This is a genomic window from Rhizorhabdus sp. P4_G6 (genome assembly GCF_056401045.1).
The window spans coordinates 1-21,713 of record NZ_JBFUKC010000025.1; the positions used below are offsets into that span (position 1 = coordinate 1).

18 protein-coding genes and 1 tRNA gene are annotated in these 21,713 nt (G+C 65.2%); 12 read left to right on the plus strand and 7 right to left on the minus strand.

What is annotated here, in order from left to right; genetic code table 11:
* The 3 genes from AC1DPF_RS17115 to maiA form a co-directional block, all read right to left on the minus strand.
* Window positions 1-1,263: ABC transporter permease (locus AC1DPF_RS17115; protein WP_477962538.1), on the minus strand; the 1,263-nt coding region annotated here is incomplete at its 3' end.
* A complete protein-coding gene (locus AC1DPF_RS17120) occupies window positions 1,253-1,942 on the minus strand; it encodes an ABC transporter ATP-binding protein (RefSeq protein WP_477962540.1) in 690 nt (229 codons plus the stop codon). The genes AC1DPF_RS17120 and AC1DPF_RS17115, both read right to left, overlap by 11 nt.
* Window positions 1,943-2,024: 82 nt before the next feature.
* Window positions 2,025-2,663 (minus strand): maleylacetoacetate isomerase, encoded by a 639-nt coding sequence (gene maiA / locus AC1DPF_RS17125; protein ID WP_477962542.1) that lies wholly within the window; start codon window positions 2,661-2,663, stop codon window positions 2,025-2,027.
* A 155-nt stretch (window positions 2,664-2,818) separates the two neighbouring features.
* On the opposite strand from maiA, the gene AC1DPF_RS17130 reads away from it, so the two are divergent.
* A tRNA-Pro gene (locus AC1DPF_RS17130) sits at window positions 2,819-2,895 on the plus strand.
* 223 nt (window positions 2,896-3,118) lie between these two features.
* Here the strand turns inward: AC1DPF_RS17130 and AC1DPF_RS17135 are convergent.
* Entirely contained in the window at window positions 3,119-3,712 is a 594-nt protein-coding gene (locus tag AC1DPF_RS17135; protein WP_477962544.1) for a nitroreductase family protein, read from the minus strand.
* Between the two features lie 318 nt (window positions 3,713-4,030).
* On the opposite strand from AC1DPF_RS17135, the gene AC1DPF_RS17140 reads away from it, so the two are divergent.
* From AC1DPF_RS17140 to AC1DPF_RS17180, 9 genes are all read left to right on the plus strand, one after another.
* On the plus strand, window positions 4,031-6,349 hold the full coding sequence (locus AC1DPF_RS17140; protein WP_477962546.1) for a TonB-dependent receptor: 2,319 nt from the start codon (window positions 4,031-4,033) through the stop codon (window positions 6,347-6,349).
* Entirely contained in the window at window positions 6,346-7,866 is a 1,521-nt protein-coding gene (locus tag AC1DPF_RS17145) for an ABC transporter substrate-binding protein (RefSeq protein WP_477962548.1), read from the plus strand. Before AC1DPF_RS17140 ends, AC1DPF_RS17145 begins: the two co-directional genes overlap by 4 nt.
* Entirely contained in the window at window positions 7,863-8,903 is a 1,041-nt protein-coding gene (locus AC1DPF_RS17150; protein ID WP_477962550.1) for an ABC transporter permease, read from the plus strand. Before AC1DPF_RS17145 ends, AC1DPF_RS17150 begins: the two co-directional genes overlap by 4 nt.
* A gap of 2 nt (window positions 8,904-8,905) precedes the next feature.
* Window positions 8,906-9,733: an ABC transporter permease gene (locus AC1DPF_RS17155; protein WP_477962552.1), complete on the plus strand. Its 828-nt coding sequence runs from the start codon at window positions 8,906-8,908 to the stop codon at window positions 9,731-9,733.
* The gene (nikE, locus tag AC1DPF_RS17160; protein WP_477962554.1) at window positions 9,730-11,451 is read left to right on the plus strand and encodes a nickel ABC transporter ATP-binding protein NikE; all 1,722 of its coding nucleotides are present in this window, start codon (window positions 9,730-9,732) and stop codon (window positions 11,449-11,451) included. The genes AC1DPF_RS17155 and nikE overlap by 4 nt, the downstream gene beginning before the upstream one ends.
* Window positions 11,452-11,572: 121 nt before the next feature.
* On the plus strand, window positions 11,573-12,433 hold the full coding sequence (locus AC1DPF_RS17165; protein ID WP_477962556.1) for a TauD/TfdA dioxygenase family protein: 861 nt from the start codon (window positions 11,573-11,575) through the stop codon (window positions 12,431-12,433).
* A gap of 129 nt (window positions 12,434-12,562) precedes the next feature.
* Window positions 12,563-13,408 (plus strand): LysR substrate-binding domain-containing protein, encoded by an 846-nt coding sequence (locus AC1DPF_RS17170; RefSeq protein ID WP_477962558.1) that lies wholly within the window; start codon window positions 12,563-12,565, stop codon window positions 13,406-13,408.
* Between the two features lie 99 nt (window positions 13,409-13,507).
* A complete protein-coding gene (locus tag AC1DPF_RS17175) occupies window positions 13,508-14,212 on the plus strand; it encodes a peroxiredoxin-like family protein (RefSeq protein WP_477962560.1) in 705 nt (234 codons plus the stop codon).
* Between the two features lie 46 nt (window positions 14,213-14,258).
* Window positions 14,259-15,629, plus strand: coding sequence for an LLM class flavin-dependent oxidoreductase (locus tag AC1DPF_RS17180; RefSeq protein WP_477962562.1), 1,371 nt, complete (start codon window positions 14,259-14,261; stop codon window positions 15,627-15,629).
* Window positions 15,630-15,681: 52 nt separating this feature from the next.
* Here AC1DPF_RS17180 and AC1DPF_RS17185 read toward each other — a convergent pair whose 3' ends face one another.
* On the minus strand, window positions 15,682-16,914 hold the full coding sequence (locus tag AC1DPF_RS17185; protein ID WP_477962564.1) for a rhodanese-like domain-containing protein: 1,233 nt from the start codon (window positions 16,912-16,914) through the stop codon (window positions 15,682-15,684).
* A gap of 4 nt (window positions 16,915-16,918) precedes the next feature.
* Window positions 16,919-17,494 (minus strand): cysteine dioxygenase family protein, encoded by a 576-nt coding sequence (locus AC1DPF_RS17190; RefSeq protein ID WP_477962566.1) that lies wholly within the window; start codon window positions 17,492-17,494, stop codon window positions 16,919-16,921.
* 346 nt (window positions 17,495-17,840) lie between these two features.
* Between AC1DPF_RS17190 and AC1DPF_RS17195 the strand changes: the two genes are divergently transcribed.
* Complete coding sequence (locus AC1DPF_RS17195; RefSeq protein ID WP_477962568.1) at window positions 17,841-20,126, plus strand: TonB-dependent receptor; 2,286 nt, start codon at window positions 17,841-17,843, stop codon at window positions 20,124-20,126.
* Window positions 20,127-20,408: 282 nt separating this feature from the next.
* On the opposite strand, the gene AC1DPF_RS17200 is transcribed toward AC1DPF_RS17195, so the two are convergent.
* Window positions 20,409-20,993: a LolA family protein gene (locus tag AC1DPF_RS17200; protein WP_477873258.1), complete on the minus strand. Its 585-nt coding sequence runs from the start codon at window positions 20,991-20,993 to the stop codon at window positions 20,409-20,411.
* A gap of 159 nt (window positions 20,994-21,152) precedes the next feature.
* On the opposite strand from AC1DPF_RS17200, the gene AC1DPF_RS17205 reads away from it, so the two are divergent.
* Window positions 21,153-21,620, plus strand: coding sequence for a vgr related protein (locus AC1DPF_RS17205; protein ID WP_477962570.1), 468 nt, complete (start codon window positions 21,153-21,155; stop codon window positions 21,618-21,620).
* Window positions 21,621-21,713 lie beyond the last annotated feature (93 nt).

The window sequence follows — 21,713 nt, forward strand, 5'->3', positions numbered from 1 at the left end:
CAGCAGGGCGAGCGGTGCGCCCAGCAGCGCCAGCAGCGCCGCCGGCCGCCACGGCACCGGCGCGCGCGGATCGATCATGTCGCCGCTATTCTTGAGCGCCGCCGCCGGAGCGGCCCCGGCCGCGGCGCGGGCCGGGAGCACGCTGCCGAGCAGCGCCGCGGCCAGGCCCAGGAGGAAGAAGGCCGCGGCCGGGCCGGGCTGGAAGACCAGCCGCACTGCCTGGTCGTCAAAATAGCCGGCGCCGAGATCTCCCCCGAACAGCCGCAGCGCGCCCGCGGCCAGCCCATAGCCGGCCAGCAGCCCCAGCGCGGACCCGATGACGCCGATGATGAGACCCTCGACGGTCACCGCCGCGACGATGCCGCCGCGCGGCAGGCCGAGGGTGCGGACCAGCGCGAAGACGCGCAGGCGGCGGGTGACCGACAGCGATTGCGCCGAATAGACCAGGAAGCCACCGGTCAGCAGCGCCACCAGAGCCAGCATGTCGAGATTGACCCGATAGGCGCGCGACAGCGCGTCGCCCTGCATCGCGCGGCTCTGCCCGCTTTCGAGCGCTGCACCCGCCGGTAGAAGTTTCGGCAGAGCCGCCATCGCCCGCGGCCGGTCCGCCAGCTTCAGGTCGATGCGGTCTACTCGTCCCAACCGCCCGAATCGCCATTGCGCAGCGGCGATGTCGATCACGCCGATCGCCTGATCCTCGCCCAGCGCCGGCAGCGTCCCGGCGACCCTGAGCGTGACGTCATGGCCGCTCGCCCCGACCATGATCCGATCGCCGATGTGCGCGCCGAGCCGCGCCATGGCGCCGCGCGACAGGAACAGCGCCTGCCCGTCGAACACCGCCTCGCCGTCGTCCGCTCCCTCGGCGCGGATACCGACCAGGCTGGGCGTCACCGCAGCCGCGCGCAACAGGTCGACCCCGAGCAGGATGAAGCGCTGCCCGCCGGCATGGGCGCGCAGCTCGACCACCGGGCTGGCATCGGCGACGCCGGGCGCGGTCGCGATCCGGGGATAGGCCAGCTCGTCCATGCCGAGCGGACTGACCGCGCGCACCGCCAGCTCGGCAGCGCCGTTGACGCTGCGCACCGCCCCGTCAAACGAGGTCAGCGCCGAGCCGTTGACCAGATGCACCGCAAAGCCCAGCGCGACGCCCACCGCGATCGCCAGCGCGGTGAGCAGGAACCGCAGCGGATGCCAGCGCCACTCCCCGCCGACCAGCCAGCCGAGCGCCAGCCGCGCCGACAGCAATCCGGGCTCAGCGCCCATCGCGCTCCGCCAGCCCCTCCGCTCCGAGGACCAGCACGCGATCGGCGATGCCGGCGGTCGCCTCGCTATGGGTGACCAGCACCACCGCCGCGCCATGATCGCGGCTGGCGGCACCGAACAGCGCCAGCACCCGCGCGGCGGTGTCGGGATCGAGATTGCCGGTCGGCTCGTCGGCCAGGACCAGCGCCGGGCGATGCACCAGCGCGCGGGCGATCGCCACCCGCTGCAATTCGCCGCCTGAAAGATCGCGCGCATAGCCCTCGCCGCGCCCACCCAGCCCGACCGCATCGAGCATCGCATCGGCGCGGGCGGCGGCGGCGCGCGCGTCCGACGACACCAGCGCCAGCGGCAACGCGACATTCTGCCGCAGCGTCAGATAGGGCAGGATATGGAAGGCCTGGAACACGAAGCCGATCCGCTCGCGCCGGATGCGCGTCCGCGCCGCCTCGTCGAGCAGGCCGAGGTCGACGCCCTCGATCCGGATCGCGCCGGCATCGGCCTGATCGAGCCCGGCGAGCAGGTTGAGCAGGGTCGACTTGCCGACCCCGGATTCGCCGAGGATCGCGACGACCTCCCCGGCGCCGGCGACCAATTCGAGATCGCGGAACAGAATCCGCGGGCCCGGCACCGACTTGGCAAGGCCGCGCACCTCAAGAAGATTGGAGTTCGCACCACCCATGCGCCCACCTTAGGGTCTGCGCGGTAAAACGAAACCCGTCCGAACAAGCTTGCTCGCCACCGGGCGCGGCGGGGGCCACGCCCTACTCGGCGTCGGGCTGCACCGAAGGATGCGCGCGCTGGAATGCGTCGAGCGCCGCGCACTGCGCATCGATCGCAACCAGCGTCGGGAATTGCCCGACATCGCAGTTCAGCCGCCGGGCGTTGAACATCTGCGGCACCAGGCAGCAGTCAGCGGTCGTCGGGCAGTCGCCATGGACGAAGCGCCCGCTGCGTCCCTCGGCGACCAGATAGGCTTCGAGCCGGGCCAGACCGTCTTCCACCCAGTGGCGATACCATGTGTCGATCTCGTCCTGGTCATGGCCGAGATCCTGCTTGAGGTAGCGCAGCACCCGCAGGTTCGCGAGCGGATGGATGTCGCACGCGATCAGCAGCGCGGCGGCCCGGACATAAGCGCGCTCGGCCAGGCCCTGCGGCAGCAAGGACGGCTGGGGCCAACGCTCCTCGAGATAGTCGATGATCGCCAGCGACTGGACGAGCAGGCCCTCGTCGGTATCGAGCGCCGGGACCAGCCCTTGCGGATTACGCCCGGCGCGGTAGGCGGAGAGAGCGTCGCGCTTCAGCAGGTGCACTGCGAACTGCTCGACATCGAGGCCCTTCAGGTTGAGCGCGATGCGGACGCGATAGGCCGCCGACGACCGGAAATAGCTGTAGAGTTTCATGCGGCCCGACCTCCTTCACGCCGCCATCGAGCTTCTGCCTTCTTGCCGATCGCTTCAAGGGAGCGGCTCCGTGCTGGCTGCGGCGGGAGCCTTTTATCGGCGCACCGACAAATGTTTGTACTTGGCCGCCGAGCGCCCTATAGCGGCGCCCGCGTCGGGGAGTGGCGCAGGCTGGTAGCGCACCTGGTTTGGGACCAGGGGGTCGCAGGTTCGAATCCTGTCTCCCCGACCATTTTCGATGCGCGGCGCCGCGCGCGACCAGCCAACGGACGAGTGATAGGGAACGCCGGGCAGCGCGCTCATATTGGACGCGCGGACCACCGTGACGCAGCAGGTTGATCGCCGGTGGAGAAAGGCGATTGGTCGTCATTCGCCCGGGGTGATGGACCGGTCCAAGCCTGTGCACAAACTCTATCCCGGCTCGTCCGGCCATGCGATGCGGCGGATCGGCTTGATCAGACCGCGAACCGCCCTTTGAAGGCGAATTCCTCCAGCGGCTTGCGATCACTCGGCACCTCGCGCGCCCGAAGCGCTTCGGGCAGGATCGACTTATCCGCGATCCGCCCGATGGCGATGGCCGCTTCGATCCGGAACCGTTCGGGAATGTCCAGCTCGGCCTGCGCGCGCTCGAAATCCAGGCCGGTCATGCCATGCGCATGATAGCCGAGCCTGGTTGCTTGCAGCGCGAGCAGCGCCCATGCCGCACCGGTGTCGAAGCTGTGGCTGCGGGACGGGTTCGGATCGGCCGCTCTCGGCGACTGAATGAGCGTATCCGACAGCGCGATGACGAGGACAGCCGCCCGCTCGGCCCATGCCTGGTTGAAGGGGAGCAGCACGTCGAGGAATCTCGCCCAATCGGCGCCGTCGCGATGGGAATAGAGAAAGCGCCATGGCTGATAGTTGAATGCCGAGGGCGCCCAGCGCGCCGCCTCGAACATGATGTCGAGATCGGCCTGCGGGAGCGGGCTGGCGTCGAACGCGCGAGGCGACCAACGATCGAGAAACAGGTGTTCGACCGAAGCCGAAGCGGTCCGGAATGAGGTGTTCATCAATGTGTCACGCGCTGGGGGGCCGGGTCGACCATCAGGAGTCCGCATTCTTGGGCGACGCGCCGGACAGACGCCATTGAGATTTGCTCAACGGCCTTTAGCAATGCTCAACCCTCCGCCGCCGACATACCAAAAACCCCGAAAATCTGAGAAAAATCGGTGCCCATAATTAGAAGTCATAGTGGCAAAGCAAATCTCTATTGAATCAGTAGTGATTATACCGATCCTGAACGGCAAGCACCAAACAGCGAGCCGAAGGGGTCTACATTGAAGTCTAATCAAACTGCGTCCGCGTTGTTTTGCTCTGCCCGGCGCCGGATGCTCGCCGCCACGGCGATCGGCCTCATCGGCGCTTCGGCCGCCCACGCCGAAGACGCGGCCGACGCCGAAGTCAGCGAGATCACCGTCACAGCCCGCTATCGTACCGAGAGCGTGCAGAAGGTGCCGATCGGAATCACGACTCTGACGAACACCCAGCTCTCGAACCAGGGCGTCAGCTCTCTGAAGCAGGTCGTCCAGCAGCTTCCGAGCCTCAACATCCAGGGCTTCAGCGGCCGCAATCAGACCATCACGATCCGCGGCATCGGCACCAACGCGGGCGGCACCAATGACGGCCTCGAACAGGGCGTCGGCCTCTATGTCGATGGCGTCTATCGGCCGCGGACCGGCTCGGTGATCACCGACCTGCTCGAGGTCGACAACATCCAGCTGCTGCGGGGACCGCAAGGCACGTTATTCGGCAAGAACACGGTTGCCGGCGCGATCGACATCAAGACGCGGGAGCCCAGCTTCGATCCGGAAGCACGCCTCGAACTCACCTACGGCAACTACAACCAGCTCCGCGCTTATGGCAGCATCGACGCGGCGCTGAACGACGAGGTCGCGTTCCGCTTCAGCTATCTGCGCAGCCAGCGCGACGGAATCATCTACAACACGACGTACCGCAAAAACTGGGACAATCAGGACAACCATGCGGGGAAGTTCGATCTGCTCTACAAGCCGACCGACAGCTTCAAGTTCCGGTTCATCGCCGATTACAGCATCCAGAAGGGTGATATGGGCTTCCAAACGGTCGGCGAGGTGCTGCCGACCGTGCTGGGCAATGGCACCGAGGTCCGCGGCTTCTATCGGCGTGCGGCGGACGTCGGCTACACGCCAATCGCCGTTCGCCCCTTCGACCGCGCGACCGACATCGACAGCTCGCAATATGACAAGATGCCGAGTTGGGGCCTGCAGGGCAAAGCCGACTGGGATGTCGGCCCGGTCACGCTGACCTCGATCACCGCCTATCGCAACTGGAAGTGGATTCCCAACTACGACGGCGACCAGATCGGTGCGAACGTCGTGGTCAACGCGGTCGTCGCGACGCACCAGCAGCAGTTCAGCCAGGAGGTGCGCGTTGCCTCCAACGGCGAGCGCGCGATCGATTACACCGCCGGCCTCTATTTCTTCTGGCAGGAAGCGAACGACCGCCAAATCCAGCTCTATGGCCGAGATGCCTCGGCCTGGCTCATCACACCGAACACGCCGACCGCGCCGGTCACCACGATCCCATCGGCGGCGCTTAACGGCCTGGTCGCCTCCGCTCATGTCGTGCCCGCGACCTACAGCTATGCCGCCTACGGCCAAGCGACCTGGCATATCTCGCCCGTCTTCCGGATCACCGGCGGGCTCCGCTTCACCTATGAACACAAGACCGGCCTGTACGATGCGACCGCAGCGGGGGACGTCGCTCCGATCAGCAGCTTCGATCCTGCGATCCAGGCGACGATCGTTGCACGGCGCGCGGCCCTGGCCCCGAGCCGCCGCTATACGGCGTCAAAGAACACCAACAACCTGTCCGGCACGCTAATCGCCGCCTATGACCTGGACCAGAACGTCCACGCCTATGCGTCCTATTCGCGGGGCTATAAGTCGCCGGGCATCAATCTGGTGAATCTCGCCCCCGGCATCGATATCTTCGTCAAGCCGGAAAAGGTCGACAATTATGAGCTGGGCCTGAAAAGCCGCCTGTTCGGCGGAGCGGCAGAAGTCAACGTCGCACTGTTCTGGACCGACGTCAGCAACTATCAGGCGAACTTCGTCAACACCCAGGTCACGCCGGCCGTCAGCTACATCACCAATGTCGGCAATCTGCGCTCGCGTGGCGTCGAGGTCGACGCCCGTGCCACTCCGCTCGATGGGCTGAGCCTAGGGGTCGCGGGGACCTATAACGACGCGAAATATCGCAGCTATCGCAACGCGCCGGCGCAATATCTGAACAGCTATCTCGGCGTGATTGACCTTTCCGGCCGCCCCGCCTCCGGCGCCCCGAAATGGTCCGTGACCAGCAATGCCGAATATGTCCACGCGGCCGGACCGGTGGAGATCTACGGCGGCGGCGACGTCAGCTACCGTTCGGGCTTCTACGCGGCGGTGAACCTCGATCCCTTCTCGCGCGTGCCAGGCTACACGCTCGTCGGCCTGCACGGCGGCGTGCGCAATCCAGACAGCCGCTGGGACGTGTCGCTGTGGGTCCGCAACCTGTTCAACAAGGATTATTTCAACACCAGGTCGGTGAGCGCCCAATTTGGTGTCGTCCTGGCGCAGCTCGGCGAGCCGCGCATGTACGGCATTACCCTGAAGGGGCGCTTGTGAGCCGCAGATTGGCGAAATGGAGGCTGATCCTGCTCGCCACCCTGCTGCCGGTGGCCGGCTGCGGCGCTTCGAGCGATACCCATCTGGCGCGCGTGCGCTGGGCATTTTTCATGCCCACCTCCTGGGACCCGGTGACGAGCCGCACCGGCGCCGACATCAACACGATCAGTCTCGCTTATGCGTCGCTCACCAGGCTGGACAAGCATGGTGAGCCCCAGCCCGCGCTCGCCAAGTCATGGCATTATGCCGACGGCGGGCGGACGCTGACGTTCGACCTGCGGCCCGGGCTCACCTTCACCGACGGCACGCCGCTCGATGCCGCGGCGGTGAAGACGTTCTTCGAGCGCGGCAAGGCCCAGAAGGACAGCTTCCTGAAGGCGGAGCTGAAGGGGGTAGAGCGGATCACCGCCGACACGCCCACCCGCGTAACTCTCCACCTCAGCGAACCCGACTATCAGCTTCCCTATGTGATGGCGGGCAGGGTCGGCGCGATCGCGAGCCCGAGCGCCGCCCGCGATACGGCCAAGCTCGCGCTTTGGCCGGTCGGAGCTGGCCCCTTCCGGATGGTCGAGTTCGTGCCGGAATCCCACGCCTATCTCGAGAAGAACCCTGGCTATTGGGATGCGGCCAATATCCATATCGACCGGCTCGAGCTGACCAACAGCCCCGATGCCGCCACGGTGGTGGCCGCCCTGCTCTCCGGCTCGATCGACATCGTCGCCCGCATCCCCGCGCGAAAGGTGGAGGAGGCGAAGGCGCGCGGGCTCAACGTCGTGATAGCGCCGTCGCTGAGCGCGACCGACGTGTCGATCAACCGCAATAAGCCGCCGTTCGACAATCCCAAGGTGGTCGAGGCTTTCCGCTATGCCTTCGACCGGCAGGAGTTCGTCAATATCGCCACCGCCGGTGTCGCGAGCGCGACGCATCAGCCCTTCCCACCCCGCTACTTTGCCTTTCAGCCACAGCTCGAAAACCGCTGGAAGCATGATCCGGCGCGCGCGCGCGCGCTGTTGCGCGAGGCCGGCTATCGGCCGGGACAGCTATCGGTGGAGATTGCCGCGAATCCGCTGCTCGTCGACGGCGGCGCCGAGATCGCGCAGGCGCAGCTTGCGAGGATCGGCGTGAACGCGACGATCCGCGTCGTGCCGCCCGGCTCATCGAGCTGGCAGAGCGAGGTCTACATCGCCAAGAAGCCGCAGATCGCGATCGACGGGACGATCGGGCGCGAATCGCCGGTCCAGAACCTCCTCTCGGTCTATGGCCCGGCCGGCATAATGAATCTGAGCGCACCTTACGCCTCGCCGGCTTTTCTGAAAGCTGTGGACAGAGTGCGGCGCACCCCGACGGACGATCCGAATTACCGGGCGCGGCTCGGCGAAGCGGTCGCCGAAGGCGTGGCCCAGTCGCCGACGAATTATCTGTACAGCACGCCCTGGATCGTCGCTGCCCGGCCCCGCTTGAAAAACCTCAACATCCTGCCCTCCCAGATTCGTTGGGAAGGAGTACGTGTCGAATGAGCACTGTCTTCGAAGAGCCCATCGCTGCCGCCGACAACACCGTACAGCCTGGCATTGCGCGAAGCGGGCATGTCCCGCGCGTCACCGCGGCGCTGCGCTTCCTCTGGGCGACGCTGCTGGTCGCGGTCCCGATCTTCCTGGGAGCAACGCTGATAACCTTCCTGCTCGGCCATGCGAGCGGTCTCGATCCGGCCGCTGGCATTGCCGGCGACGCTGCCAGCCCCGAAGTGGTCGCGCGGATCCGCGCCCAGTTCGGCCTCGATCAGCCGGTGATCGTGCAATATCTCGCCTGGATGGCCGGGATCGTTCGCGGCGACTTCGGCACGTCATGGTTCAACGGCGTGCCGGTGCTGCGGCTGATTACCCAGCGGCTGCCGGTCAGCCTCTCGATAGCGGGCGCGGCGCTGCTGATCGGCGTCACGGTCGGCACGCTGCTCGGCATCGCCGCTGCGGTATGGCGCGGGCGGCTGATCGACCGCGCCGTCACCGGCTTCGCCTCGGTCGCCTCGGCATTGCCCCCCTTCGTGGTGGCGATCGTGCTCATTCTCGTCCTGAGCCTGTGGCTCAACCTTCTGCCCTCGGCCGGGTACATCCCCTTCTCGGACGACCCGGCGGGATGGCTGCGCGTGATCGCGATTCCGGCGATGGCACTCAGCGTCGACGTCATCGCCGATCTCGCCCGCCAGTTGCGGACCGGGCTCGTCACGGCCCTCTCGGAAAATTACGTCACCGGCGCAATAGTGCGCGGCCTTTCGCCGCGGCGCATCTTGTTCGTCCACGTGCTGCGCAACGGCGCCGGCCCCGCGCTGTCGATCCTGTCGGTGCGGATCCCGATGCTGATCGGCGCGTCGGTGGTCACCGAGACGATCTTCACCATGCCGGGCATCGGCAAGATGGCGGCAGATTCGGCGCTGCGCGGCGACGTTCCCGTGGTCGAAGGGACGCTGGTCGTCTCGATCGTGATCGTCCTGCTGTGCAGCATATTGGTCAACGCCCTGATCGCGGTGCTGCAGCCAGCAAGCCGGCGGAGAGGCTGAACATGAAAACCGGTTTTCTCCGCGGCAGATCGGCTTCTGTCGCCCTGGCGATGATCATCGCCGTGGCCATCTTGGCGGCGTTCGGCCACTGGCTTGCGCCGCAGGATCCCATCGCCCAGAACCCCTATGCCATGCTGCAAGGGCCGAGCGCCGCGCATTGGCTCGGCACCGATGCCTTCGGCCGCGATGTGCTAAGCCGGCTGCTGGCAGGCGCAAGCAGTTCGGTCCTGGCCAGCGTCTTTTCGGTCGTGATCGGGCTGGTCTTCGGGGTGGTGCCCGGCATGGTGTCGGTCTTCCTCGACCGGCGCATCGAGTGGCTGAGCCTGCGGTTCATCGACGCGCTGATGACCCTGCCCTTCCTTGTCTTCGCCATCGCGATGACGGCGATGCTCGGCAACGGGCTTATCCAGGCGATGTTCGCGGTCGGAATCCTCATCACCCCCGCTTTCTACCGCGTCAGCCGGGCCGCTACGCTATCCGTCGCCAATTCCGACTATATCGAGGCCGCCCGGCTAATGGGCGCATCGACCACATCGCTGATCCGGCGACACGTCGTCCGCAAGGTGCTGCCGCCGGTGGCGGTCGCGATCGCGTCGATGATGGGCGCCTGCCTGTCGATCGTCGCCTCGCTGACCTTCCTCGGCATCGGTGTCATGCCGCCTAATCCGACCTGGGGCGGCGTGCTCGCGACCGATCTCACGACCCTGTACGAACGTCCGCTGGGCCCGCTCGCGCCCGGCCTTCTTATCGTCGCGACGGTGTGGGCGCTCAACGCGCTCGCCGACGCGCTCCGCGACGCCGATGCCTGCCCCCAGGAGGTCCGGAAATGAACCAGCTCGCCACTATCCTGACCTTCCCCACACGCGGAGCGCGCCCTGTCGCGCCACCGGAGGATCCCACCGTGCTGCTGACCGTCGGGGATCTCGGCATTGCGGACGGCGGCGGGCGCGAACTGGTGCGCGGGGTGAGCTTCTCGGTGCCGAAGGGTGGCACGCTCGGCATCGTCGGCGAATCGGGAAGCGGCAAATCGCTGACCTGCCGCGCCATCCTCGGCCTTCTTCCCGATGGACTAAAGGTCAGGTCCGGCGCGATCCGCTATGGCGAACAGGATCTGGTCGGACTGCCGCCGCCTGGTTGGCGAGCGTTGCGCGGCGTCCATCTTGCGGCCGTGTTCCAGGATCCCGGATCCTATCTCAATCCTTCCATTCCGGTCGGCGCTCAGCTGGTCGAGGCTTTGCGGGCGACGCTCAAGCTCGATCGAGTGGCTGCGAAGGATCGTGCCATCACCCTGCTGAAACGGGTCGGTCTTGCCGAGGCGGAGGCCGTCTATCGCAAATATCCGTTCGAGCTGTCGGGCGGCATGGCCCAGCGGGTGTTGATCGCCATCGCGGTCAGCGCCAACCCGCAGCTTCTCATCGCGGACGAGGCCACGACCGCGCTCGATGCGATGGTGCAGGCCGAAGTGCTCAATCTGCTCGACGATCTGCGGCGTGAGCAGGGGCTGACGCTGATCCTGGTCTCGCACGACCTGGCCGTGGTGTCGAAGGTCTGCGATCATGTCGTCGTGATGCGCGACGGCGCGATCGTCGAGGCCGGGCCGGCGCGGACGGTTTTGAGCAATCCCGCCCATGACTATACGCGGAGCCTCATCGACAGCCATCACCGCTACAGCATCGACGACGGCGATCTGATCTCCCGACCGACCGCGGCGACAGCCGAGCCGCGGCGCGTGCCGGCGCTCCTTACGATCGACAGCCTGCACGCCAGCTATCGCCGATCCAGCCACCCGAGCTCCTCGGTGCTCCACGGCATCGACATCGAGCTGGACAAGGGCGAGATCCTCGGGCTGATCGGTGAAACCGGCTCGGGCAAGACCACGATCCTGCGGTCGATCCTCGGCCTGGTCACCCCGCAGTCGGGCACGATCAGTTTCCGGGGCAAGGAGATAAGCGGGCTGGGAGGTCGAGCGTTGCGCGCGCTACGCCTGTCAAGCGAGATACAATATGTCCATCAGGATCCCTTGCGCAGCCTGGATCCCGAGCTTCCGATCGGCGCATCCATCGCGGAAGGGCTGGACATCAAGGGCGAGCTCGGCCGGCGCGAGCGGGCCGAGCGGGTTGTGGCCACATTGGAGGCGGTCGGCCTCGATCCGGCACTCGCCGCCCGCCGCCCTCGCGACCTGTCCGGCGGTCAGCGGCAGCGGGCCGTCATCGCGCGCGCCCTCATCCTCGATCCGGCGATCCTGCTGCTCGACGAGCCGGTGAGCGCGCTCGATGCCGTCAGCCGCACCTATATGCTCGACCTGATGCGCAGCCTCGCGCGCGATCGGGGGATTGCCCAGATCTTCATCTCGCACGATCTGGGGTCGATCGCCGGCATCGCCGATCGCGTGGCGGTGCTCTACCAAGGCCGGATCGTCGAAAGCCGCCCGACCCACGAACTCATCGATCAGCCCGCCCATCCCTATACGCGGCGCCTGCTCGACTCCGTCCTGCGCCTCGAAGCCGATCGCCCGGCTGATGGGCGGCTCGCCGTGCCGACCAGCTGAAATCCTTGCATTTGATTGTCGGGGTTCAGAATTCCTCACAGGAGCGCCGAAGCAATCATATCCGGATCGATTTGAAATCGCATAGAAATTTCGTGGGAAGAGATCAGAAAGGACTCGGATCATGACGACGGCTTCTGCGACGAAAATCGACAATCGACCGAACGACCTTCTCGACATTCGTCGGGTTCAGCCGCTCATCGGCGCTGAGATCCACGGGATCGATATCAGCAAACCGCTCGATCCGGCGACGCGCGATGCGATCCGCGCGGCGGTCGTCAAACATAAGGTCGTTTTTTTCCGCGATCAGCAACTGGACAATGACGCCCAAACCCGCTTCGCGCGACAGTTCGGCACGCCCTATACGCATCCGAGCCCGAACCGGGATCAGAAGATCGCCTCGATCCACAAGATCGCGGCCGAGGATCTCAAGAAGTACGAAGTCCACGACTATGCGACGCGTGGCGACATCTATCATAGCGACACGAGCTGGCGGCTTGATCCGAGCTGGGGCGCGGTGCTCCGCGCGGTCAACCTGCCCGAGGTGGGTGGCGATACGATCTGGGTCGATGCGCACCAGGCCTATGAGGGCCTGTCCGACGAGCTGAAGGAGCGGCTGGAAAATCTCTACGTAACCCATGATTTTCGCCGTTTCCTGGTGCCGCTGGGCATCGACTATCCGATCGTCGCGCACAAGGTGGTGCGCACCCACCCGGAGTCGGGCCAGAAAATCCTCTGGGTGAACTCGACGCTCAATCCGCAGATCCTCGGCCTGGAGTTGGCGGAATCCCGGCGGCTCGTCGAGGAAATCGTCGATCTGTATAAGCGCCCCGAATATCAGGTGCGCTTCTCCTGGAAGGCGGGCTCGGTCGCCTTCTGGGACAATCGCGGCTCGCTGCACTATGCCGTCCGCAACTATGGAGACTATCCGCGCGTGATGGAGCGGATATTGATCGCCGACGAACCGATCTACGCCGAGATCTGATTGGCACACCCATCGAATGAAAGGCTTGCGGCGCCGGCTTTCGGCTCGGCAAACGCTGTCGCCGGCAGAGCTTTACTGGCCCCAATTTTTTCCTCCTACATATAATCTACCGTTTTGGTAGATTTAATTATGCCCGTAAATCTGCCGACAAATGTGCTCCGGAGCTTCGTCGCGATCGTCGACACCGGATCGATGCTGCAAGCCGCCGATCGGGTGTTCGTCACCCAATCGGCGCTCAGCCTTCAGATCCGCAAGCTCGAGGAGTTGCTCCAGCAGAGCCTGTTCGTCCGCGACGGCCGCAGATTGTCGCTGACGCCCGCCGGCACGTTGATGCTCGATTATGCCCGCCGCGTGCTGGCCCTTCACGACGAAGCGGTCAGCGCAGTCGGCTCGGGCCAGTTCACCGGGCCGATCAGGATCGGCATGGTGCAGGATTTCGCCGAGGCCCTGCTCAGCGGCGTGCTTGCCCGCTTTGCCGAACTCCACCCCGATTCCCAGCTCTTCGCGCGCGTGGCGGGCACCAACGAGCTGCTTGGCCTGCTAGGGCGGGACGAGTTGGACATCGTGATCGGTTATAGCGACGCCGGCGAAAGCGATGTCATCTCAAAGGCTCCGATGATCTGGTATGGCGATGCCGCTCTGGCTGACCGCGAGGTGGTGCCGCTGGCGGTGCTCGAAAAGCCGTGCCGCTTCAGGGAAGCCGCCATAGCCAGTCTCGACGCCGCCGGCCGGCCCTGGCGCATCGCCATCGAGACCCCGAATCTGTCGACCTTGCGCGCGGCGGTCGAAGGAGGGCTCGGGCTCACCTGCCGCACGCCGCTGTTCCTGCCGGACGCCGAGCCGCTGCCGCTCGAGACGCTGCCGAAGCTGCCGGAGATCGGGTGTATCCTTCGCGGGACGAATGGCAGCCGCGCGACGCGCAGGCTGATGGCCCTGGCGCGCGAGCAGATCGCCGGCCGCAATCTCGCCTTATGAGTTGGACTGATGGATCGAACGCGCTTCTCGTTGGTCCCGGCAACCGCCCCCCGATAGCTTCGGTCCGACATTCTCCACCGGCTTCGAGGGATAGGGACCATGGCGACCAATTCGACCAACGACAGCCTCGCGGCGCGTTTCGCGGCGCTCCAGAAGGAGCGCGAACGGAGCTGGTCGGCCAAGGATCTGGCGGAGAATCTCGCGCAGCGGCAGGCGCTGCTGGATGATTTTGACCCGCGCGCGACGGTAAAGCCCGGCGACATCGTCCCCGCGTTCGAGCTGGACGATACGCGCGGTGGAACTCTGTTCTCTGAAGAGCTGCTGACCAACGGCCCGGCCGTTCTGATCTTCGTCCGGTTTGCCGATTGTCCGGCGGATAATATCGCCTTGCCCTATTATGATCGGGCCTTGTCGGCTCCACTGCGCGCTGCGGCTGTCCCGCTGGTGGCGATCAGCCCGCAGCCTCCGGAAAAGCTCGACGCGATCCGCGTTCGTCATGGTCTCGACCTGACCGTCGCCACCGATCGCGACAATCGCCTCGCGCGCGCTCTGAGGCTGACCTTCACACCGCTGTCGACACCCCAGCCGCCGCCGCCTGGCTGGATCGGCGAGAAGGCGGGAACGGGCAGCTGGGAGCTGCCCCAGACCGCGGTCATCATCGTCGATCAAGAGTACCGGGTCCGGTTCGCTGCCGTCAGCCCTGACTGGCTCGACCGCGTCGAACCCGATGCGGTGCTTGCGGCCCTCAATCCCGTCCGCGCGCAGCCCGTGGAACGACGCAACCTTCGTCCGGCGCTTTCCTGACACCGATCTCGGGGCGCCCCACCATAATCTTCAAGGAGTGACATTCATGGCGAAACGACAGCTCAAGCTTGGCCTGGTCCCCACCGGCGTCGGCGGACCCGGCGAACATCATCGCTGGCTCGATCCCGAGATTCCGCTCGATGCGAGCGTGAACATCGACTGGTATATCGAAGTCACCCAGGCCGCCGAGACGGCCAAATTCGACCTGGTGTTCATCGTCGACAGCCAGTTCATCACGCCGCACTCGCCACCGCACTATCTGAACCGGCTCGAACCGCTGACGCTGCTGTCGGCGCTGGCGGTCACGACCAAGCATATCGGCCTGATCGCGACCGCGACGACATCCTACAACGATCCCTACAATCTTGCCCGGCGCTTAGCCTCGCTCGATCTCATCAGCCGTGGCCGGGCGGGCTGGAATGTCGTGACGAGCGGCGACGCGGGCACCGCCGGCAATTACGGCAAGGACGAACATTATGATTATGACACGCGCTACGGCCGTGCGCATGAATATCTCGACGTGGCGCGCGGCCTGTGGCGCTCCTACGAGGATGGCGCCTTCGTCCGCGATCGCGAGACCGGGGTCTTCCTCGATCCGACCAAGCTCCATGCGCTCAACCACAAGGGACGGTTCTTCTCGGTCACCGGGCCGCTGAACATCGAGCGTTCGCCACAGGGCGAGCCCGTCATCTTCCAGGCCGGCGATAGCGAGCAGGGGCGAGATCTCGGTGCTGCCATCGCCGACGGCATCTTCACCCATGCACGATCGATCGAGCAGGGCCAGGCATTCTATGCCGACCTCAAGGGCAGGGCGGCGAAGCTCGGCCGCAACCCCGACGAGATCGTGATCCTGCCCGGCTTCACCGTCACGGTGGGCGACAATGACGACGATGCACGTGCGATTGAGCGCCATTACCGGGAACAGGATCATAGCTTCGAACGCGCGCTGGGCGAGCTCGGCCGCAGCTTCGGCTGGCACGATTTCCGCCAATATGACCTCGACGCGCCCTTCCCCGCCCAGGCGCTCGAGCTGGCGCAAAACAGCTTCTTCACCCAGGCCAAGAAGATCACCGAGACGGCGGTGGCCAATGGCCTGACGCTCAGGCAGGTGGTGGAAGGTGGCCGCGCGCAACAGGGCAGCCCGTTCGTGGGCTCGGCCGAAACCGTGGCGAACGAGATCCAGCGCTGGTTCGAAGGGCGCGCCTTGGACGGCCTCAACATCCACGCCGGTCATCCGAGCCAGTTCCGCCGCTTCACGGCGGAAGTGGTGCCCATCCTGCAGGAGCGCGGTCTGTTCCGTACGGAATATGAGCACAGCACGCTGCGCGGCAATCTCGGCCTGCCGATCCCGACCAACAAGCGAACCGCTGCCGAGCCGGTCACGCCGATACGAGCCCTCGACAGCGCAGCAGCCTGAGGCGCACGGAAGGCAGCGGCCTCCCATATCGGCGGGGGCCGCTGCTTTTTAATCAGATCACGTAGAAGCCGTGGGTTGCGTCGCGTTCGAGTTGCTCGACCAGGCCATATTCCCAATCGAGATAGGCCTGCATCGCCTCGCGGGCATTGTCGGTCCCCTCATAAGGACGCTTGTAGCGATCGGCGACGGGAACCGGCGGAAGCGGATGATCGGCCCCGGTGTCCAGCGGCACCTGGAAGCTGTCGAGGACATAGACCTCCCATCCCATCTGCGCGAGCCAGGAGGCGGTCATGTCGGCTCGCGAGCCGAGGTCGTCGGCAAGTAATATCCGGGCACCGCGGACAGGAGCGGCCATATCGGTCTCCTGCACCAGCTGCCCCCCTGGATAATGGCGGAAGCCCGGGAGATGACCAGCCGCATATTCCTCTGCGGTGCGCACATCGAAGCGATAGAGCGTGCGGCGATGATCGGCGGCGAGAATCTCGGCATCGGCCGCGGACAAGCGACGCACCCCGGCGCGATAGGCAACTGCACGGGCCGCATCACGGGCACTGTCCGCATCGCCGCTCGGCGCATGGCGATCCGCGCCATGTTCGAGCGCCTGCCCCGCGAGCGACCAGCCGATGGTTCCGTTGCGCAGGGCGAACACCCGATTGCCGATGCCGGCATTGACCAGCGACTGCGCACCGATGATCGACCGGGTGCGCCCAGCACAGTTGACGATGATCGTGGTGTCAGGATCGGGCGCGACCGCCCCGGCCCGTAACACCAGTTCCGCGCCCGGGCTGCTCAGCGAGCCGGGGATGTTCATCGTCGCATATTCGATGGGGCGACGCGCATCGACGATGACGATATCGGCCTTCTCCTCGATCAGCGCGGCGACATCCTGCGCCGACAAGGACGGCGTGTGCCGCCGCGCCTCGACCAACTCGCCGAACGCCTTGGAGTAGGAGTTGACATCCTCGAACAACTCATAGCCTGCATCCGCCCAGCCGCCGAGGCCGCCTTCCAGCGACGCGATGTTGGAATAGCCGAGCGCACCGAGACTGGCGCGAGCCCCGCCCACCAGCCCTTCGCCGTCATCATAGATCACGATCGGGACATCGCGGCGCGGCAGCCGAACGGGCGCCTCCAGCGCGATCCGGTCGGCCGCGAGATTAGCGGCGAACAGCGGATGGCCCGTTGCGAAAGCGGTCTCCGTCCGCAGGTCGAGCAAAGCGATTTCGCTGCGCAGAAGCAGCGCGCGCCGAACATCGGCGGGAGAGCAGGTCGGATTCAAATTCACCTCTTCAGATCAGGAGAGCAGGCGCCTCGGCATAGCCGGAGACGAAGGCCTTTTTCCGGCCGGTCTCGTCATAAACATGGCGGTGGACCATGCCGATGTCAGCGCCGTAGACGTGGATGCTGATCGATACGCGATCGTTATAGGCGTTCCGAACGCGATGGATGTCGCCGATCCGCGGAGATACCGCATCGACCGCGCCGGCGTCGAGCCGTTGCTTGGCCGCCGGCTCCAGGCCAGCTGCGCCCGGCGCGAAACTTTCGGCGATCTCAGCGCCGCGCAACACGCCGATAAGTCCCCATATGGTATGATCGTGGATGGGCGTATATTGCCCAGGTCCCCAGACGAAGCTGACGATCGAATAGCGCCCGGCGGGGTCGCCATATAGCCGATACTGACGGTAGCGTTCGCGATCCGGCGCGGCGTAGCTTGGCGGAAGCCAGTCGTCGTGGGCCACGAGCCTTGCGAGCGCCTTTCCGCCTTGAGCCAGGATCAGCGGTTCGTCGCCGGTGCGGACGATGCCGTCCAAGTTGCCGATAAACTGGCGCAAAGGGTCGAGCGAGGGCATAATGACGTCACACACCGAACTGTTCCAATAGCATATCCGAAAACCAGCATCCTGCCTGCCGTGGCTTGAGACCAATGAGAGTTCGGGGCCGATTATGAGAAACGCTCATGGGAACGCGGGCCGACGGAACACCACTCGTCAACCTCGGGTGAGCCGTCATGTACCTTGAGCCGGTTGGCTGTCGGTACCAATCTTCTTGTCCCAACGAGAGCGTCTTGTTCGCATTTTGGGTCAACATGGACTGGCGAGCCGAACGGCAGGCCATCCGCAGCGTTTTTTTACTACCCGGGGTTTGGCTACTCGCAGTGTCCGCTGTCTGTTGGTAGTTGCGCAGGATGATAGACAGAGCGGGAGGGGAATTGTGAAGCGATATATCTCGGCACAGGCCGGATTGGGCGCATTGCTGTCCGTGCTGCTGGCGTCCGCGGCGGCACAGGGCGAAGCCGCCACATCCGGCGCTTCGGATCAAGGCGGCCTGGACGAGGTCGTTGTCACGGCGCGTCGTCAGACGGAGAACCTGCAAAAGGTTCCGCTTTCGGCGAGCGTGTTCGACAGCAGCTTGATCAAGCAGACCAACATGACGTCAATCAGGGATGTCCAATATGTTGCGCCATCGCTGAACATAAGCTCCAACACGACGCGGAACTCCGACAACTATACCTTGCGCGGCCAGGGCACGACATATGGTACCGATCCGGCGGTCGTCGGTTATTTCGCCGAAGTCCCCATGCCCGGCGGCGGCGGCGGCTCGGGCATGCTTTTCGACCTCGCGGATATCCAGGTGCTGAATGGGCCTCAGGGAACGCTGTTCGGCCGCAACACGACTGGTGGCGCCATCCTGTTCGAACCGCAGCGCCCGACTGACAAGCTCGCCGGTTATGTCACGCTTGGATATGGCAACCACAACAACTTCCAGCAAGAAGCGGTCGTCAACATCCCGTTGGCGGAAGACAAGCTTCTGTTTCGCGCCGGCATGACCCATCGCACGCGCAATGGCTTTACCCGCGATGTCGGCACCGGCACGCGCTATGATAATATCAACTACCTCGCGGCACGCGCCTCGCTGCTTGTAAAGCCGGTCGACGGGATCGAGAACTATACCGTGGTCAATTACACGGACCGTGACGAGCATGGCGTCGGCACCAAATTGTCGCTTGTCAATCCGCTGGGTCCGGCCGCGTTCATCTTCGGGCAGGCCGCACAGGCCGCAGCCGACGAGCAGGCGGCGCTGGGTCCGCGCCGCACCCGCATGGGCGTGCCCCAGCAGGAGCAGCAGAAGGTGCTCACGATCGTCAATCGCACGACCGTCGGCTTGACCGACACGATCGATCTCAAGAACATCGTCAGCTTCACCCGTTTCCGATCCAGCGTCACCTTCGACAATGACGGGTCGGTGCTCCCCCTCGTCGACTATTTCGAGACGCCGGCGTGGGGCGGGCCACAGAACAACGCCACGCCTGCGATCAACCAGTTCACCGACGAGCTTCAGCTTTCCGGCAAGACGACCGGCGGGATGCTGTCCTGGACGATCGGCGGCTACTACCAGCACAACCAGCCCAAGAACGAGCTTACTGCGCAGCGTATCTTCGGCGGGCCGGTCGTCCTGTCCAGGCTAGCCGACGAACTCACCAGCAAGGCCGTTTTCGGACAGGGCACGCTAGACTTCGGCACGCTGACACCGTCGCTCGCGAGCCTCAGGCTGACGCTCGGCTATCGTCATACGCATGACAGGCGCGAGGATTACACCGAGAGCTATCTACAGGCCGGCAACAGCTTCGAAGGCGGAGGGGCTTGCTCCTATCTGCCCGGAAGCTATCCGAACTGCCGATACGTCTTCGCGCCACGCAATTTTTCCGCGGACACCTACACCGCCGCCCTGAGCTACGAGCCCGTGAAGGACGTGCTGCTTTATGCAACCGCGCGGAGCGGCTTCAAGAGCGGCGGCTTCAATCTGATTGCGCCGCCGGCTTCGGCCGCGGCGAGCTTCGGTCCGGAGAAGGTCGACGACATCGAACTCGGCGCCAAGGCCACGGTCTGGCTGGGCGACATCGAGCTGCGCACCTCAGTGGCCGGCTTCCGCGACAGATATAAGGACATCCAGCGCGCGTTGCCGGCCGATTTTGGCGGCGGGGTGGGCGTCTATGTCGTCAATGCGACAAATGCGACGATCAAGGGCATCGAGGTCCAAGCCGATGCCGCGCTGTCGCGCGAATTCAAGGTCGGCCTGAACTATTCTTATCTCGATGCCCATTATGGTGCGTTCATCAGTCCTCAGGGCGATTTTTCCGGAATGCGGCTGCCCTACACGCCCAAGCACAAGCTCGCGCTCAAGGCGGATTACCAGCATGAGCTGGGCGCCGAGATCGGCACCGTCGGGCTTCATGCGACCTATGCCTATCAGAGCAGCTACCGCAACCTGGATGCCTTCGATCCGGACATCGTGATCAAGGGCTACGGCTTGCTGAACCTGAGCGCGACCTGGAATGGTATCGGCGGGACACCGATCGACGCGACGATCTATGCCAACAACGTGACCGGCAAGCTCTACCGGATCGCCGCGGGCAATTATTATTACTCGCTCGGTTATACGACCAATGTTTTTGGCGAGCCGCGGATATTCGGCATCAATCTAAGCTATCATTTCTAGGCGACTTGATCGTTGCAGGTGAATGCAGCCCGGCAAGATGGACTGTCGCGGCGAAAGATGGCGCTGCAAGGCACCCGGGGCCACCTATGCTCCACGGGATGGGAGGAACTCAAAAAGGAATGGCCCCCGCTCCGGGGGCGGGGAGCGAGGGCCGACCTGACGTTCGTCACGCAGGCGGGGCGCGATTGATATCCTCGAGCAACAGGGGGGAATCCCGAGGACGATCGCGACCGCTGGAGGAGCATTAGGCTACACAACCTGTCGCCTGAATGAACGGCGCCGCTATTTTTGCGGCCCCTTCGGCCGCGGGTCGTCCCAATGGAACGTCCTGTCCGAAATCGGCACGCCGTAACGCTGATTCACCAGCCGCACCGTCGAACGGCCATTCTGCGCATCGAGCACCGTCCAACCCTGCAGGCTGAGCCCGCCCGGCCCGGCGCCGCGCGCAAAGGCGATGGTGATCGTGCCGAATTCGGGATGCTTGGAATCGCGCGCTTCGATCATTGTGATGCCCGGCATCGCCGACGGCACCGCGCGGGCGAAGCGGCCGATATCCTTGCGGGGATCGATCAGCACCGACAGCGGCGAATTGCCGACCGGCCAGCGCGACACCTGGCGCACCGAATAGTCGATCATCGTCAACGCGCTGCCATCGCCGACGATCAGCAGCGGCACGCCCTTCTGGTATTGGAAGCGGATCCGCCCGGGCTGCTTGAGACTGAGCGTGCCCGACAGCGATTTGCCGCTGCGGTCGGTCTGGACGAAATCGGCCGTCATCGTGCTGATGCCGCGCAGATGCGCGGACACCGCGGCCAGCGCCCCCCCCGTCTCGGCGGCGGCAGGCGCGGCGATGATCGCGAAGGGCATCAGGGACGCGAAGAGCGGGCGCATGCGGTTCCAATTCTGTCGTTGCAACCGCGCTTATGCCCAAGCCGGGGTGAATTGGGAATGAAGCGCGGGCGGCAGGCGATGTTCCCTCCTCCTCCTCCTCCTCCTCCTCGCATCGGGGCGCACTATATGGGGCGGATGACCGCACGTCCTCTCACCTCCGCCGAACATGCGCTCGTCCGCTCGATGTTCGGCGACGCGATCGATATCGACCGCGCGGTCGTCCACAACGCACGCTGGTGGCCGTTCCAGCCCAGGAGCACCTTGATGGCGCCCGACGGCGCGATCTGGTGCCATCCTGGTGGCGGGCTGTTCCGTGCCTGCTATGCCTCGGAGAGCCTGGCGATGCAGGCACTCTTCGTCCATGAGATGACCCATGTCTGGCAGGCGCAGCAGCGCGGGCGATGGTATCTGCCGCTGATGCGCCATCCCTTCTGCCGTTACGCCTACAGGCTGATGCCGGGCCGGCCGTTCGCCCGCTACGGCATCGAGCAGCAGGCCGAGATCGTCGCCGATGCCTTCCTGCTGCGGCGCGGCGTCGCCCGGCCGGGAAAGCCGGGACTTGAGCGATATGAAGCGCTGCTGCCGTTCAGGCCGCCGCCTTGACCTCCAGACCGTCATCCCGGCGGAGGCCGGGATCTCGGGAGATTATAACGCGCTCTACACGCAAGGTGCCGGGCTTCCCGAACATATCGCCAC